A 13,980-nucleotide genomic window follows, 5' to 3' on the forward strand; every position below is an offset into this window, starting at 1 on the left:
TTGGGCTGTCAGTTCAGAACGTCGGGGTCGGCCTTGATCGTCATCCGGGCGGCGCCCGCCCAGTAGACGTCGGCGGCGCGTTCGATCAGTGACTGCTGCATGCCGACCATGTCGCCGCGGCTCATCTTCGACGGGGTCCGCCCGGTGAGCATCACGTCATAGGCCAGTCGGCAGACCCGTTCAATGGATACCGCGCGATAAACCGCCTCGGCCAGATTGCGTCCGGCGGCGATGACACCGTGATTGGCGAGCACGATCAGGTTGGCCGAGCCGATCTGCTGCGCCAGTTCACTTGCCCGCCAGGGGGCGTCGATCTCGCCGTCGTAGTTCTCGACGAGATACATGTCGTCGAGGAACAGGGCGCCGGTCTGATGTACGAGCTCGGGCAGCGTCACCAGTGCCGCGATCAGGCTGACGTAGTACGGATGGTTGTGGATGATCACACGGGCGTCGGAACGGATCCGGTGCAGTTCGGTGTGCAGATGGATGGCGGGTGTGACGTCCCAGCGGCCGCGCACGACGTGAGCGTCCTCGTCGACCACGCAGATGTCGGACGCGGTCAACTCCTGCCACCACAGCCCCCAGGGGTTGACGAACATGTCGTGTTGGCCGTCGGGTTGCCAGGTGATGTGCCCGGCCATGTTCTCGGCGAAGCCGATGTCGGCCAGGTGCCGGAACGCGACGGCCATCAGCTGTTCGTCGGTGAGGTCGGTACCGATCGGTGGTGTTTTCGACGGCGACCAGACGTCGAGGCCACCGCGGCGAATTTCCTCTGTGGTCATGATCTCTCCCGGATTCGTTCGCGAAGTTGACCTTTGGCGACCTTGCCACCGGACGATCGGGGCAACTCGTCGAGGATCTCGAGCCGCTCGGGTAGCAGTTCCTTCGAGACGCCTTGCGCCAGAAGGTGTTTCACCAGGGCAGGCAGATCCAGCGCGCCCCCTTGCCTGAGTTCGACGTATACGCATACTCGTTCGCCGAAGACCGGGTCGGGCATCGCGACGGCCGCGGCGACGGCAACGGCGGGATGTGTCGTGACGGCCTCCTCGACCTGAACCGCGCTGATGTTCTTGCCGCCGCGCAGGATGAAGTCCGATGTTCTGCCGGTCAGGGTGAGATAGCCGTCGGCGTCGAGTTCGCAGATGTCACCCATCCGCATCCAGCCGTCCTGGGTGTACAACTGGTCGTGGTCGGTGCCACCGAGATAGCCCAGGGACAGCGCAGGACCTCGGCACGCCGGCTGTCCGCGACCGGATTCGGTTACGTCGCGGTCGCCGTCGAACAGGCGAACGTTCATCTCCGGCACGATCCGGCCAGCGGTGCGCAGTCGGTGATCCAGCGAATCCAAGAGCGTCGTGGCACTCAACATGCCGGTCTCGTTGGAGCCGTAGAACTGCAGGATCGTCGCCCCGGTCAGTTCCTCGAACCGCGCCGCTTGTGTGTACGGCAGCGGTTCGCCACCGGTGAAGACGACGCGCAGACTGCTCAGGTCGTGATCCCCAGACGCCGAGTCGGCGAGGATCATCGCCAGTTGCGTACTGACACAACACAACACCGATGCGCGATGCCGTTCGATCGCCGCGCACGTCGCGGCCGGATCGAAGCGCTCGATGCGGACGGTGGTCGCGCCCAGGTGGATGGGGGTGGTGTGCGAGGTCCAGATCCCGAAGCCGTAGGGCGTGGGGATGATCGGGAGGAAGACATCGTCGGCGGTGAGGCCGCCGTTGGCAACCGCCTTGAGATGAAAGTAGTGCCAACGGTTTTGGGTGTGCACCACGCACTTCGGCATACCGGTGGTGCCCGATGTGGAGTTGATCAGAAAGACGTCATCCGCACCGGCCTGCGGCAGCGCCGACTGCGGACACTGGCGAGGGTCGATCCTGAGTTCGGAGCCGAGCGCCACGACGCGCGCCGATGAACCAGCAGCCTCGATGGCTAGACCGTGCCGTTCGGCGTCGGCGATCAGCAGCGTGGGCTGCGTGACGCGAAGAATGTGCTCGGCCTCGCGCAGACCGACGCGGGAGCCGAGACCGACGACGGCGGCGCCGCACCGCTCGACGGCCACCAGCGCGACGTGGATCGCGGCGGTGTCCTTGTGCCACAGGCCGACGCGGTCACCCGGCGCGACACCCAGATCGCGCAACCCGTGCGCCAGGTTGGTGGCGGCGGTGTCGAACTCGGCCCAGCTGAGCTGAGGCGCCCTTGAATCGAGCACAGCATCCAGGGTGAAGTCGATGTAGGCGGGTTTGTCGGGCGCGGAGGCGGCGTTGCGGCGCACGCAGTCGGACAGCGTGACGTCCGTCCACCAGCCCGCGGCCCGGTACTGCGCCGCATCGGCGCTGGCCACCGCGGCCCCGTCGACGCTCATCACCAAATCATATGAAAATAAGCGCGGTGGTCAACGGTCGGTTTCGACCGGCGCCGTCGCCCAGCCGCGCAGCATCGAAGGGTCGACGACCCCCGACGATCCCGGATAGTGCTGCGCGTCGAGAAGATGGGCCGCCGCCAGGTCAGCGGCGCGACGCGCGTCGCCCGCGTCGATCGCGTCGATCACCTGTCGGTGGTCCTCCAGCACGGCCAGTCGTTCGTCGATCGGCACGATGCTGCCGTCCGCCACCCGGCTCGACCAGCTCGTCTCGTGCGCCGACCACAGCATTTCCAGCGCCCCGGCCAGGATGATCATGGTCTGGTTGCCGCACAGCGCGACGAGGGACTCGTGGAACCGCCGGCTCGCCGACGTCACGAGCCGCAGGTCCTCCACGGCCTCGACTGCTTCGGCGTGCACCCGTCGCAGCTGTGGGACCACGGCAGTGCCGCGGTCGGCGCGCTGGGCGCACAGCCCAGCGCACGCCGGCTCGACCTGCAGCAGGGCGTTTCCGACGTCGGACAGGCCCACCTCCTGGGATCCGAGCACCAGGCCGACGGTGTACGCGACGTTGGCGGCATTGGGTCGCCGTACGACCGCTCCGCCGAGCTTCCCGCGCCGCACGCGCAGCAGCCCTTCGGCCTCGAGAATGCGCATCGCCTCGCGCAGCGACGGCTTGCTCACCGGGAACTGCAGGAGGAGCTCATCCTCCTTGGGCAGGATGCTGCCGTCGGCCAGCTCACCGCGCAGAATGCGGCGCCGAAGCTCGTCGGCCACCTGCTCGGCGAGACGGCGAAACTGAATGGTCGGCTCTGCCACGAATCGATTCTCCACGCATCAAACGCCGAACCGGCCATTGGACGCCGATAACGGAGAGATAACAAAATTATCTCAGGCCGGTGACCAGCGAAAACATCGCTGCAGGTCGGACCCTTGCTGTGTTCGGGCCCAATTGCGGTTATTGTGCTCTGCGTGGGGCGGCACTCATTAGCCAAAAAGCGACGCAAGTCACCTGTTGTCCTGGCATCTGTACTCGGCCCCGCCGCCGTGTTCTTCGCGGTCGGCTCCGACATGCAACCCAGCAAGGATGCAGTCAAGAGCGCCTCGGTCGACGAGGTGGCCCCGTGGGACGTCGAGATCGTGGCCGCCGCTCCGATGAACTCGTTCCCCGCGCCCATCGTCGGCCAGGTCAGCTTGAGCTCCGGTCCCGACACCGTGATCGCGGCGTCGAGGTATCGCACCGTCGACCGCACGCTGCCGGTCGGACTCGCGCCGGAGCGCGGCCTTCAGGTGAAGACGATCCTGGCGTCGCGCGCGATCACCGCGGCCTTCCCCGAGATCCAGAGCATCGGCGGGACTCGCCCCGATGCACTGAGATGGCATCCGAACGGTCTCGCCCTCGACGTGATGATCCCGAACGCCGGCACAGCGGAGGGCATCGCGCTCGGCAATGAGATCGTCGACTACGTGCTGCGCAACGCGTCCAGGTTCGGCATGCAGGACGCCATCTGGCGCGGCGCTTACTACACCCCCAACGGTGCGCAACGAGGTGGCGGATACGGCCACTACGACCACGTTCACATCACCACCACCGGTGGTGGCTATCCCACCGGCAACGAGAACTATTACCGCTGAGCCGGATTGACCGAGCTGGCTTGATCAGGGTCGGAACGTCACTCCGCCGTCGACACTGATCGTCTGAGCCGTGATGAAGCTACCGTCGTCGGAGAGCAGCAGAGCCCCCAGAGCGGCGACGTCGTCCGGATTGCCGAAGCGCGACTTGATCATCTGACGCGCCCGCGTCTGCTCCACGACGCCTTCTGGCATCCACTGCTCGTCGAACTTGTAGTGCCAGATCAGGCCTGGCGCAATGGCATTGGCACGAATCCCCTTCGGACCGTACTTGCGGGCGATGTGACGCATCAGCGCAAGCTCGGCCGCCTTGCTCATCGCGTAGGAAACCCGCGTGCCCCCGCCGTTGTAAGCCTCGATCGACGCGGTGAACACTATCGATCCGCCGCCGGACTCGATCATCGGAGGGATCGCATGCTTGGCGCAGATTACGAAACCCCTTGTGTTGACCCGCATCACCTCGTCGAAGGCTTCGAGCGGCAAATCGACGACGCCGCCGGGTAGGTAGGCGTCGGCCGCGTTGGTGAAGTTGACATGTATGCCGTCGAGTCGTCCGAACGTGTCCACCGCCAACTTGATGATGGCGATGACCGACTCTTCGTCGGCTCCGTCGAGCGGGACGGCGCGCACCCGGTCCGGGTCGAGATCGGCGACGGCGCGCGACACCGTCTCCGGATCGAGGTCGCCGATGACGAGGCGCGCGCCCTCATCGGCGTACCGACGCGCCAAGCCGTTTCCGATACCGCCCAATCCGGCGACGATGACGACCTTGTTCTCCAGCAGTCCCGACACGACTGACATATTGCCCGAGCGTTCCCCCGTTGCGAATGTGGCCACTGCTTTCCGCGCTTAAGGTGACCGTTGCGGCTTATCGTTTCAGCAAACTGCGATCGCGGGAGGTCGACTTGGAGGGCACGCCGTTCGGACGCTACACGTTGGTCGAGCTACTCGGCCGGGGCGGCATGGGTGACGTCTGGCGCGCCTACGACACGGTGACCGACCGCGTGGTCGCGGTGAAGGTCCTGCCCGCGCATCTGGCCAGCGATCAGACATTCCAGGAACGGTTTCGTCGGGAGGCTCGGGCAGCGGCGGGGCTCAACAATCCTCACGTGGTGCCGATCCACGACTTCGGCGAGATCGACGGACGTCTGTTCGTGGACATGCGGCTCATCGAGGGGGAGGATCTCGGCACGCTACTCGCTGCCGGTCCGCTGGCTCCGCAGCGTGCCATCAGGATCGTCGGGCAGATCGCGCTCGCACTGTTCGCCGCACACCGAATCGGGTTGGTGCACCGCGACGTCAAGCCGTCGAACATCCTCGTCACCGAGGACGATTTCGCCTATCTGATCGACTTCGGTATCGCGCGAGCCGAAGGCGAAGCGGGGCTCACCGACACCAACGCCGCGGTCGGCACCTGGGCGTACATGGCGCCCGAACGATTCTCGAGCGGCTCGGCCGACGCACGCGCCGACGTCTACGCGCTGACGTGCGTGCTCTACGAAGCGCTGACCGGCCAATCTCCTTTTCCGGGAAGAACTCTCGAACAGATCGCCACCGCGCACATGCTGCAACCACCGCCGAAGCCCTCGGCGCTGCTACCGCAAATCCCTCCGGCGATGGACCGGGTCATCAGCACCGGCATGGCCAAGGAACCCGAACAGCGGTACGCCTCGACCAAGGATCTGGCGAGCGCCGCCCGCGCCGCCATCGGCAGGGAGCAGGATCGCACGGTCGCCGCGCACCAAGACCGCACGATGGCGGCCGCGCCTGTGCCGCCGACGCAGCAGATCAACACACCCGCAGCGACGCAGTACCGCACGCCGATGCCGTCGGCTGATCCGTCATCGACAGGCCGCAGGAACATTCTGCTGGCGTCGGCCGCCGCACTCCTCGTGGTGATCGTCGCCGTCGTCGCGGTGATCATGTTCACCGGCGGCTCCGACTCGCCGTCGAACAACACGGCGTCGTCCCCGGGGCAGCCGTCCGAACCACCACCTGCGCCGAACAGTGCCATGTTCAATGGCGCTCAGCCATGGACCCTCGACGTGTCCGGCGCACCAAAGTCCGAACGCAGTGACGCGATCATCGGTGCGTTGACCGCAGCGGGCGGTTGGGGCACCGAGAACAGGCTGCAGATCGACTTCTCTAACGCGGTCTTCTTCGCCGACGGCAGCACGCCACGCATGCAGGTGGTCGGCACCGAGGACTACTGCTTCGGAGGTCCGGCCTGCGACGCGGTGCCCGCCGAGATGCCGGTCCCGGAGAACGCCAACATCGGTGGCTCACCGGATCTGCAGTGCGATCCGTCAGGAAACACCGAGGGCCAGGGAGACTGTCAACTGCTCGTCGTCGACCGGGAGGGCCAGAAGCTGTACGAGACCTATCAGTCCACGAAAGGCGGAGACACGCTCGAGGCCCGCGGCTTCTTCATCTGGGACCTGAACAAGCAGTACCCGGACAATCTGCGCGGCGACCAGTGCACAAGCGCGGATGCGGGCGGCTTCCCGATCGCCGCCATGACACCCACCGCCGACCAAGTCGCCTCGGGCTCAATCGATCACGCGATCCGGTTCATCTTGCCGAACGACCGGATCAGAGCGGGCGTCTACGTGCATCCGGCGAGCCACGCCGGCGGCCCCGAAAGCACAGACCCCAACGCGCCACCCTTTGGGGTGAGGTTGCGGCTGAAGGCAGACTTCGACGAGTCGGGTTACACCGATCCGCAGAAGGTGGTGATCAAGGCGCTGAAGACGCACGGGATGCTACTGGCCGACGGTGGCCAGGTGCCCCTCACATTCTCCGACGACAGATCCAGCACCGCCAAGTGGGCGGACTTGGGCATCGCCTCGGATACGTTCAGCGCGATCACACCCGAGGCGTTCGAGGTCGTCGAACTCGGACCGGATGTCCCCTTGACCTACGACTGTGTGCGCAACCCCTGATATGACGCTCGGCGGTCACACGCGCAACGCGGTAAACGGCTCAAAAGGTAGGTTGCGCACCACGAACCAGATGGTGACGACAACCATCGTCACCGTGGCGGCCCAGCGGTGGTGCTGCCAGCCGGCGATCTTGCGGCCGACGACTCGACCGTACGTCCACACGAGGTAGGCGACGATCAGCAAGCCCACCGCGACGACGGCGAGGGCGTTGAACCGCACCGCGGACAGGAAGTCTCCGTGCAGGAGCGAGTAGATCATCCGGAGTGTGCCGCAGCCAGGGCAGTCAATGCCCAGAAGGGCTTTCGTCGGACACACGGGAAGGAACCCGCCAGGTGTGGTCGGATCTCCGATCCAGACCACCGCACACGCACCAACCGCCAAGGCGCCCACCAGGAGTGGGCCGCCGAGGCGGACCGGCACGCTGTGCCGAGGTGGCGTGATCAGTATTCGGTCGTTGTAGAGACGTCACCGTCGAAGGTCAACACGCCCGCGACCATGAGGATGGCGTAGATGATGGCCACGATGACGCCGGCGATGATGGCCCATATGGCCCACTTCTTGGCGGCAGCGGACGACGCCTGCGCTGCGTCGTACTGGCCCTGCGCCCAGAGTCCGTTCACTTGGCTCGCTTTGACGATCGAGACGATGCCGAACGGGAGACAGCAGAACAGTGTCACCAGAATGGCGAGCACCAGGTGCGAGCTCGGCGCCGTGCCCTGAGGTTGCGGAGGCGGGTAGTTGCCAGGCGGGGGCGGTGGCGGTGGTTGTGTCATCGTCGTCTTCCTTTGCAAGGCCGTTAGGACGGAAAAGCGGTGCTAAATGTACCTGAGCAGTGTCCCAAAAGCCGGAAAAATCAAGACAATATCGTGTTGCGGAACCACGTCCAGATACGTCGCTCACCTGCAATTTTTGCGTAGGCAAGAGTTCGCAAGGGGGCCCGCGCCTAGTCTGGGCGCATGAGCACGCCATCACGTCCGGATTATCCGCAGATGGCTGCGGCTCGTGGCCGCGTCGAACCGGCACCAAGGCGCGTCCGCGGGTTCCGTGGCGCCGAGCTGATTTTCGACACGACCTCGGCGCGCTATGTGTGGGAGGTGCCGTACTACCCGCAGTATTTCGTGCCGCTTTCCGATGTCCGCGCCGACGTTCTGCGCGAAGGTCTTCCGGGTATGCGGGTGTTCGACGACGGCGACTTCGCCGGACTGGTCCGGTTTCGGTGGGACACTTTGAATTGGTTCGAGGAGGACGAGCCGATCTACGGTCATCCACGGAATCCGTACGTGCGGGTGGATGCGCTGCGGTCGCATCGTCACGTGCAGGTCGCATTGAACGGGGAGACGCTGGCCGAGACCCGCTGCCCGGTATTGCTTTTCGAGACCGGGCTACCCACCCGGTACTACATCGACCGTACCGCTGTGGACTTCGAATGCCTCGAACCGTCGACCACGCAGACCCTGTGTCCCTACAAAGGCGTCACCTCGAGGTACTGGTCGGTGCGTATCGCGAACACGCTTGTGGCCGACCTGGCATGGTCCTACGAGACGCCGCTGCCTGCCGTGGCGTCGATCGCGAACATGGTCGCGTTCTACAACGAAAAGGTCGACATCACAGTCGATGGTGTCGAACTACCCCGTCCCGCAACCCATTTCAGTTAGCGAGCGGCGCTCAGCCGACCTTTTGCAGCTGGAACGGGCTCTGCGTCACCACGCCGCCTGCGCAGCCGTAATTGGAGTCCGACGACAGCACACCGGCCAGCGTGGCCGGGTCGACCGACATCGATACCACGGCCGGTTCGTAATGCCCGTCAGCGCAGGTCAAGCCACCTGGCTTCGAGACGGTGAAGTTCCAGCGGCCACCGCTCAGCGTGGTCGGAGTGGACCAGCCCTGGTTGCTGGTGACCGTCCCGGTGCAACCGGCAGGGGCACAACCCGTCACGAAGGTCCACACGTTGTAAGGGTCACCGTCCGATGAGCCGTAGGTGCCGTTGAGTAGTGGGGGATCGGCAGCCGCCGCGCCGGCGAATGCGACGCCCGCAATCGCCGGGGCGGCGAGAGTGGCAGCCACTGTGCGCAGAACCTTCGTCATAATGATCAGGAATTTAACGGTGCTCTCAGCCCGCACGCTGTCGGCGCGGCAATGATCCCCGTTTTGTGCCCATGATGAGGCCGAATCGAAATCGCCGGCGCTGTGTTCGCCAATAGCCTGAACCGCAGGAACATTCGTGCAACCAAGGGTGCGGCGAACAGCATGAGCACCACACGGATCACCTGGGACGCCATCACGAACTGCACGTCGCAGTCGGATCCGATGGTGTACCCGAGCACCGCGTAGATGCCGCCGGGGCTGGTCGCCAGATAGCCGTCGAGTCGGCTGAGTCCGGCGACGTCCGCCAGCACCATGCCGAAGCCTGCCACGATCAGGTTGAGGACCGCGATCAATGCCAGTGCAGTGGGCAGGATCCGGCGGATCGCGCGAAGTGATTCACGGTCGAACTCCAGCACGGTCTGCCACACGAAGAGCAGCGCCGCAGCCTGGACCAGCATCACAGGAACGTCGAGACCTCTGATCAATCCGCTGAATTCCAGCGCAATGGTGATCGCCATCGGGCCGAGCAGCCCGGCACCGGGCAGCCGTACCGCACGGCCGGCCGCCGCGCCGACGACCACAAGCACCGCGATCAGCGGCAGGTTGAAGAACTTCGGCAGGATGTCCACGGCATCGGAATGCGATGCGCCCGAACCGGACCCGCCGTAGATGACCGCGACGACTAAAGGCATGGCCGCGGTGATCAGAGCGACGCGTAGATACTGCACCGCAGCGACGACACGATCGTCGGCGCCCAACTCACGGGCGATGGACACCACGCCGGACGAACCACCTGCGACGAGCGCGAGCGCACCCGTCAGCGGGCTGATGCCGCGGTGCATGCTCAGCAGCGCGCCGCCGGCGATACAGATGGCCAGTGTCCCGACGGCGACGGCCAACAGCGCCACCCACTCCGCAGCTTCGAGCGAGGAGAACGAGACGTCGCGAACCAGAAGTCCGGTGGCCACCCCGAGCACACCCTGGACCGCCAGGGTCGACGCCGGCACCGCCCGCGGTGCGTGGCGTGACAGGGTCCAGGCCAGGATTCCGCAGACCAGGGCCACTGCGACGAGCTCGATGGTGTTCACGGGCTCAGGTTCTGACGACGTTCTTGGTGATTCCTAAAAGCGACGGTGTGCACGGCTCCAAGAAACTTCAAAGAATTGGCCGCCAATCTCGTGTCACGCATCCCGGCGATACACGAAAGGAGACCGCAGATGCACACGCTGGCGACAGAAGAAGGATTCCGTAGCCGCAGGCCGATGATCGGGTCCACGGTGTGGGATCGCGCGACTTTCGACGACGAGTCCTACACGGTCACGGTCGAGCCACACCAGGCCGAGGCCTGCCGGCAGATCGTTTCCGAGCTGCGGCGACGCGGCAAGCGGATCGGCACCGTCGAGCCCGCCGACTTCGTTCACCCCGGGCTCTCTGAGTTGGCCCAGGTCATCAGCAAGCACGTGCACTCCGTCGCCGGCTTCGTCCTGCTGCGCGGGCTGCCGTCAGGCGGCTGGACCGACGAGGAAGCGTCGATGCTCTATTGGGGCATCGGTACCTACCTGGGCCGGCCGCTGCCGCAGAACCGGGCTGGCGATCGCGTCTACCTGGTTCAGGACACCGGCGCGACGCTGATGGAGGCGCGCGGCTCGAAGACAAATCTCGGGATGATCTACCACACCGACTCGGCGGCTGCCTTCGTCGGCAGCCGTCCCGACATCCTCGCGCTGATGTGTCTGCGGAAGGCCCTGTCCGGCGGTGAGTCGCTGATGGTCAGCGGTCACACCGCCTACAACATCCTGCTGGCCACGCGCCCGGATCTGGTGGAGGTGCTTTACGGAGAGTTCCTCTTCGACCGGTCGAAGGACACGGCGGAGGGCGAGGACCCGGTGTCGCGCGGACCGGTGTTCACCGACACCGAAGACGGTGTGGCCGTCCGCTACAACCGCTTGCACATCGAACTGGGACACCATCTTTCGGGCACTCCGCTCACCGCGCTACAGCGGGAGGCGCTCGATGCATTCGATGCGATCCTGAACGATCCGGCGAACGCGATCGATTTCACGATGGAGCCCGGCGACGTCTTCTTCGCCGACAACAACACCGTGCTCCACAACCGCAACGCTTTCACCGACGCAACCGAGGTCGAGAACCGGCGGTGCCTGGTGCGGCTCTGGCTCGCCGCGGGTTCGGCCAAATACATGTGGAGCCGATGACGAGTATCGGACTCAGTGATGTCCGCCGTCGTCGCGCTGGGTGTCCACTGGGGCGCCGGGCCCAGCCGTGGGCGCCTCCGGCGGTACGGGCGCGGGCACGCAGGTTGGCGTGCCGTCAACGATGGATTCGCTTCCGACACATGAGGGTTCGGCGACCACCTGCGCCGGAGTATTGGTCAGTGCTGCCATTACGGGTGCGGCGGCGAACGCAACACCGAGGACGGCTGCGCCGACAAGTCTTCGGGCAAGCCTTTCCGGATCGAACATTTCCCACCTCCTGTCCAGAGTCTCGGCAGGAAGAGCGCCGGCATGGGTTGATGTGCTCCACCCGCGAGGCTGAGTCGACCCTATCTCCGTTGGCGGAGCCGTGGAGCAGAAATTGACGCATGGGAAAAATAGCCCTGCCCAACAATGGAGCCGATGACGGGAATCGAACCCGCGTATTCAGCTTGGGAAGCTGATGTTCTGCCATTGAACTACATCGGCTTGTCTGGCTGGCTTGGCTAGCTCTGCCAGTGATCACGAAGGCTAACACTCGAGCCGCTACGCTCGTCGCGTGCTGCTCTCCGATCGCGACATCAGGGCCGAAATCGCCGCCGGACGGTTGGGCATCGACCCCTTCGAGGAAAGCCTGATTCAGCCGTCGAGCGTCGACGTCCGGTTGGACAACCTGTTCCGGGTGTTCAACAACACCCGCTACACCCACATCGACCCGGCGATCCGCCAGGACGATCTCACCACCCTGGTCGAACCGAAGGAGGGCGAGCCGTTCGTACTGCATCCCGGCGAGTTCGTCCTCGGCTCGACGCTCGAGCGCTGCTCCCTGCCCGACGACCTCGCCGGCCGCCTGGAAGGCAAATCCTCGCTCGGTCGCCTCGGACTGCTGACCCACTCGACGGCCGGGTTCATCGACCCCGGCTTCACCGGCCACATCACGCTGGAACTGTCCAACGTCGCGAACCTGCCGATCACCCTGTGGACCGGCATGAAGATCGGCCAGCTCTGCCTGCTGCGGCTGACCAGCCCCGCCGAGCATCCCTACGGCAGCTCGCAGGCCGGCTCCAAGTATCAGGGGCAGCGCGGCCCGACCCCGTCACGCTCCTATCAGAACTTCATCAAGTCCACCTGAGCCGGTGAGCTTTCGGTAACTGCGGCGAAACACGAAACATGCCGGAAACACTTTTGCCGCGCGGCTGAAACTTAGGGCCGAAATGCTTCTCCGAACTTCGCCGAAGGAGCTGACGTGTCCGAGATCGATCCCGCCGCCACCGCATGGCTGCTGGCCGCCACCGCGATGGTCCTGCTGATGACCCCTGGCCTGGCCATCTTCTACGGCGGCATGGTCCGCACCACCGGCGTGCTCAACATGATCATGATGTGCTTCATCTCGATCCCGGCGTGCACGGTCGCCTGGCTGCTGCTGGGCTACACGGTCGCGTTCTCCGAGGACGCGGGCGGCGGGCTGATCGGAAACCTCTCGCACTTCGGCATGCTCGGTATCGATCCGACGACCGTCCGCGGGTCGGTGCCCGAACTCCTTTTCGCCACTTTCCAACTCACCTTCGCGATCGTCACCGCAGCCCTCGTCAGCGGCGCCATCGCCGACCGTGCCCGGTTCTCGGCGTGGGTGGTCTTCGTTCCGCTGTGGACCGTCGCCGTGTACGCCGTGGTGGCGCATTGGGTCTGGGGCCCCGACGGCTGGCTCTTCAACCTCGGCGTACTCGACTACGCCGGCGGTCTGGTCGTCGAAATCGTCTCCGGTGCTTCGGCGTTGGCGCTGGCACTGGTACTGGGACCCCGCATCGGCTTCAAAAAGGACGCGATGCGCCCGCACAACCTGCCCTTCGTCCTGCTCGGTGCGGGCCTGCTGTGGTTCGGCTGGTTCGGGTTCAACGCCGGCTCGGCACTGGCGGCCAACGGCACCGCGGCGGCGGTCTTCCTCAACACGTTGGTCGCGGGCTGCCTCGGCATGCTCGGCTGGATCACGGTCGAGCGGTTCCGCGACGGTAAGCCGACGACCTTCGGCGCCGCCTCGGGTGTGGTCGCCGGCCTGGTCGCGATCACACCGTCGTGCGGGACGGTCAACACGCTCGGTGCCATCGTCGTGGGTCTGGCCGCGGGCATCATCTGCTCGTATGCGGTCGGCCTGAAGTTCCGGTTGGGCTACGACGACTCGCTCGACGTCGTCGGGGTGCACTACGTCGGCGGACTCGTCGGTGTGCTGCTGATCGGCTTCCTGGCCGCAGAGGTGATGACCGCCGGCCCCGAGGGCCTGTTCTACGGCGGCGGAATCACCCAGCTGGGCAAGCAGGCCCTCGCCGCCCTGGTGGTGACCCTCTATGCATTCACCGTCTCGTACGCGCTGGCCAAGATCATCGATCGCATCCTCGGGTTCCGCGTCAGCCCCGAGGACGAGACGACGGGCGTCGACTTCACCCAGCACGCCGAGACCGCGTATGCCGAGGGCGTGCATGGGCACCAGCCGGGGCGCCGGCCGACCCCAGGCGGTCCTGGCGTTTTGGGACAGCGCACCGAGACCGCGGACGACAGCGCGGACTGACGTATCCCAAGACATCTTTCTTACCGATTGAACGGCCTAGCGCATCCGGCCGTTGACCCGAGTAGGGTCGTGATACCGGCGTCGTCGGGGCGCCGGAGCTGCCATGGATCCGGCCACGACTCGATCGCTGTCAGCAAATGCGTTTCGGGATGTAACGCACCTGCAGATCAAGTCGATGAAGTA

15 protein-coding genes and 1 tRNA gene are annotated in these 13,980 nt (G+C 65.4%); 6 read left to right on the forward strand and 10 right to left on the reverse strand.

Features of this window, described 5'->3' with window-relative positions; all coding sequences use genetic code 11:
• Nucleotides 1-8: 8 nt before the first annotated feature.
• The 3 genes from G6N36_RS23415 to G6N36_RS23425 are packed head-to-tail and all read right to left on the reverse strand — an operon-like array spanning nucleotide 9 to nucleotide 3,184.
• Nucleotides 9-782, reverse strand: a complete 774-nt coding sequence (locus tag G6N36_RS23415; RefSeq protein WP_163689180.1) for a class II aldolase/adducin family protein — start codon at nucleotides 780-782, stop codon at nucleotides 9-11.
• Nucleotides 779-2,368, reverse strand: a complete 1,590-nt coding sequence (locus G6N36_RS23420) for a class I adenylate-forming enzyme family protein (RefSeq protein WP_163689181.1) — start codon at nucleotides 2,366-2,368, stop codon at nucleotides 779-781. The genes G6N36_RS23415 and G6N36_RS23420 overlap by 4 nt, the downstream gene beginning before the upstream one ends.
• 30 nt (nucleotides 2,369-2,398) lie before the next feature.
• On the reverse strand, nucleotides 2,399-3,184 hold the full coding sequence (locus G6N36_RS23425; RefSeq protein ID WP_163689182.1) for a FadR/GntR family transcriptional regulator: 786 nt from the start codon (nucleotides 3,182-3,184) through the stop codon (nucleotides 2,399-2,401).
• Nucleotides 3,185-3,337: 153 nt separating this feature from the next.
• Here G6N36_RS23425 and G6N36_RS23430 point away from each other — a divergent pair, with 153 nt between their 5' ends.
• Complete coding sequence (locus G6N36_RS23430; RefSeq protein ID WP_179964852.1) at nucleotides 3,338-4,000, forward strand: VldE C-terminal domain-containing protein; 663 nt, start codon at nucleotides 3,338-3,340, stop codon at nucleotides 3,998-4,000.
• Nucleotides 4,001-4,024: 24 nt separating this feature from the next.
• On the opposite strand, the gene G6N36_RS23435 is transcribed toward G6N36_RS23430, so the two are convergent.
• Nucleotides 4,025-4,798, reverse strand: a complete 774-nt coding sequence (locus tag G6N36_RS23435; RefSeq protein WP_163689183.1) for an SDR family NAD(P)-dependent oxidoreductase — start codon at nucleotides 4,796-4,798, stop codon at nucleotides 4,025-4,027.
• 104 nt (nucleotides 4,799-4,902) lie between these two features.
• Here G6N36_RS23435 and G6N36_RS23440 point away from each other — a divergent pair, with 104 nt between their 5' ends.
• Nucleotides 4,903-6,939, forward strand: coding sequence for a serine/threonine-protein kinase (locus G6N36_RS23440; RefSeq protein WP_163689184.1), 2,037 nt, complete (start codon nucleotides 4,903-4,905; stop codon nucleotides 6,937-6,939).
• 15 nt (nucleotides 6,940-6,954) lie between these two features.
• Here the strand turns inward: G6N36_RS23440 and G6N36_RS23445 are convergent, their stop codons facing one another.
• Entirely contained in the window at nucleotides 6,955-7,359 is a 405-nt protein-coding gene (locus G6N36_RS23445; protein WP_372512340.1) for a DUF2752 domain-containing protein, read from the reverse strand.
• 20 nt (nucleotides 7,360-7,379) lie between these two features.
• Nucleotides 7,380-7,712 (reverse strand): CD225/dispanin family protein, encoded by a 333-nt coding sequence (locus G6N36_RS23450; protein ID WP_163689185.1) that lies wholly within the window; start codon nucleotides 7,710-7,712, stop codon nucleotides 7,380-7,382.
• Nucleotides 7,713-7,895: 183 nt separating this feature from the next.
• On the opposite strand from G6N36_RS23450, the gene G6N36_RS23455 reads away from it, so the two are divergent.
• Nucleotides 7,896-8,594 (forward strand): DUF427 domain-containing protein, encoded by a 699-nt coding sequence (locus tag G6N36_RS23455; RefSeq protein ID WP_163689186.1) that lies wholly within the window; start codon nucleotides 7,896-7,898, stop codon nucleotides 8,592-8,594.
• Nucleotides 8,595-8,604: 10 nt separating this feature from the next.
• On the opposite strand, the gene G6N36_RS23460 is transcribed toward G6N36_RS23455, so the two are convergent.
• Both G6N36_RS23460 and G6N36_RS23465 read right to left on the reverse strand, forming a co-directional pair.
• A complete protein-coding gene (locus G6N36_RS23460; protein WP_163689187.1) occupies nucleotides 8,605-9,024 on the reverse strand; it encodes a hypothetical protein in 420 nt (139 codons plus the stop codon).
• Nucleotides 9,025-9,029: 5 nt separating this feature from the next.
• Entirely contained in the window at nucleotides 9,030-10,112 is a 1,083-nt protein-coding gene (locus tag G6N36_RS23465) for an AbrB family protein (RefSeq protein ID WP_163689188.1), read from the reverse strand.
• 129 nt (nucleotides 10,113-10,241) lie between these two features.
• Here G6N36_RS23465 and G6N36_RS23470 point away from each other — a divergent pair, with 129 nt between their 5' ends.
• Nucleotides 10,242-11,237: a TauD/TfdA family dioxygenase gene (locus tag G6N36_RS23470; RefSeq protein ID WP_163689189.1), complete on the forward strand. Its 996-nt coding sequence runs from the start codon at nucleotides 10,242-10,244 to the stop codon at nucleotides 11,235-11,237.
• A gap of 12 nt (nucleotides 11,238-11,249) precedes the next feature.
• Here G6N36_RS23470 and G6N36_RS23475 read toward each other — a convergent pair whose 3' ends face one another.
• Together G6N36_RS23475 and G6N36_RS23480 are read right to left on the reverse strand one after the other, a co-directional pair.
• The gene (locus tag G6N36_RS23475) at nucleotides 11,250-11,504 is read right to left on the reverse strand and encodes a hypothetical protein (protein ID WP_163689190.1); all 255 of its coding nucleotides are present in this window, start codon (nucleotides 11,502-11,504) and stop codon (nucleotides 11,250-11,252) included.
• A gap of 145 nt (nucleotides 11,505-11,649) precedes the next feature.
• Nucleotides 11,650-11,723 (reverse strand) — tRNA-Gly (locus G6N36_RS23480).
• 70 nt (nucleotides 11,724-11,793) lie between these two features.
• Here G6N36_RS23480 and dcd point away from each other — a divergent pair.
• Complete coding sequence (dcd, locus tag G6N36_RS23485; protein WP_163689191.1) at nucleotides 11,794-12,366, forward strand: dCTP deaminase; 573 nt, start codon at nucleotides 11,794-11,796, stop codon at nucleotides 12,364-12,366.
• A 114-nt stretch (nucleotides 12,367-12,480) separates the two neighbouring features.
• A complete protein-coding gene (locus G6N36_RS23490; protein ID WP_163689192.1) occupies nucleotides 12,481-13,797 on the forward strand; it encodes an ammonium transporter in 1,317 nt (438 codons plus the stop codon).
• Nucleotides 13,798-13,980 lie beyond the last annotated feature (183 nt).

Origin of the sequence: Mycolicibacterium gadium, assembly GCF_010728925.1 — a bacterium.
Taxonomy (GTDB): Bacteria; Actinomycetota; Actinomycetes; order Mycobacteriales; family Mycobacteriaceae; genus Mycobacterium; species Mycobacterium gadium.

Bases quoted from the DNA above. Each gene is read 5' to 3' on its own strand.
- G6N36_RS23460 (WP_163689187.1), bottom strand. From the start codon at position 9,024: ATGACGAAGGTTCTGCGCACAGTGGCTGCCACTCTCGCCGCCCCGGCG.
- G6N36_RS23435 (WP_163689183.1), bottom strand. From the start codon at position 4,798: ATGTCAGTCGTGTCGGGACTGCTGGAGAACAAGGTCGTCATCGTCGCC.
- G6N36_RS23415 (WP_163689180.1), bottom strand. From the start codon at position 782: ATGACCACAGAGGAAATTCGCCGCGGTGGCCTCGACGTCTGGTCGCCG.
- G6N36_RS23475 (WP_163689190.1), bottom strand. From the start codon at position 11,504: ATGTTCGATCCGGAAAGGCTTGCCCGAAGACTTGTCGGCGCAGCCGTC.
- G6N36_RS23455 (WP_163689186.1), top strand. From the start codon at position 7,896: ATGAGCACGCCATCACGTCCGGATTATCCGCAGATGGCTGCGGCTCGT.
- G6N36_RS23470 (WP_163689189.1), top strand. From the start codon at position 10,242: ATGCACACGCTGGCGACAGAAGAAGGATTCCGTAGCCGCAGGCCGATG.
- G6N36_RS23450 (WP_163689185.1), bottom strand. From the start codon at position 7,712: ATGACACAACCACCGCCACCGCCCCCGCCTGGCAACTACCCGCCTCCG.
- G6N36_RS23420 (WP_163689181.1), bottom strand. From the start codon at position 2,368: ATGAGCGTCGACGGGGCCGCGGTGGCCAGCGCCGATGCGGCGCAGTAC.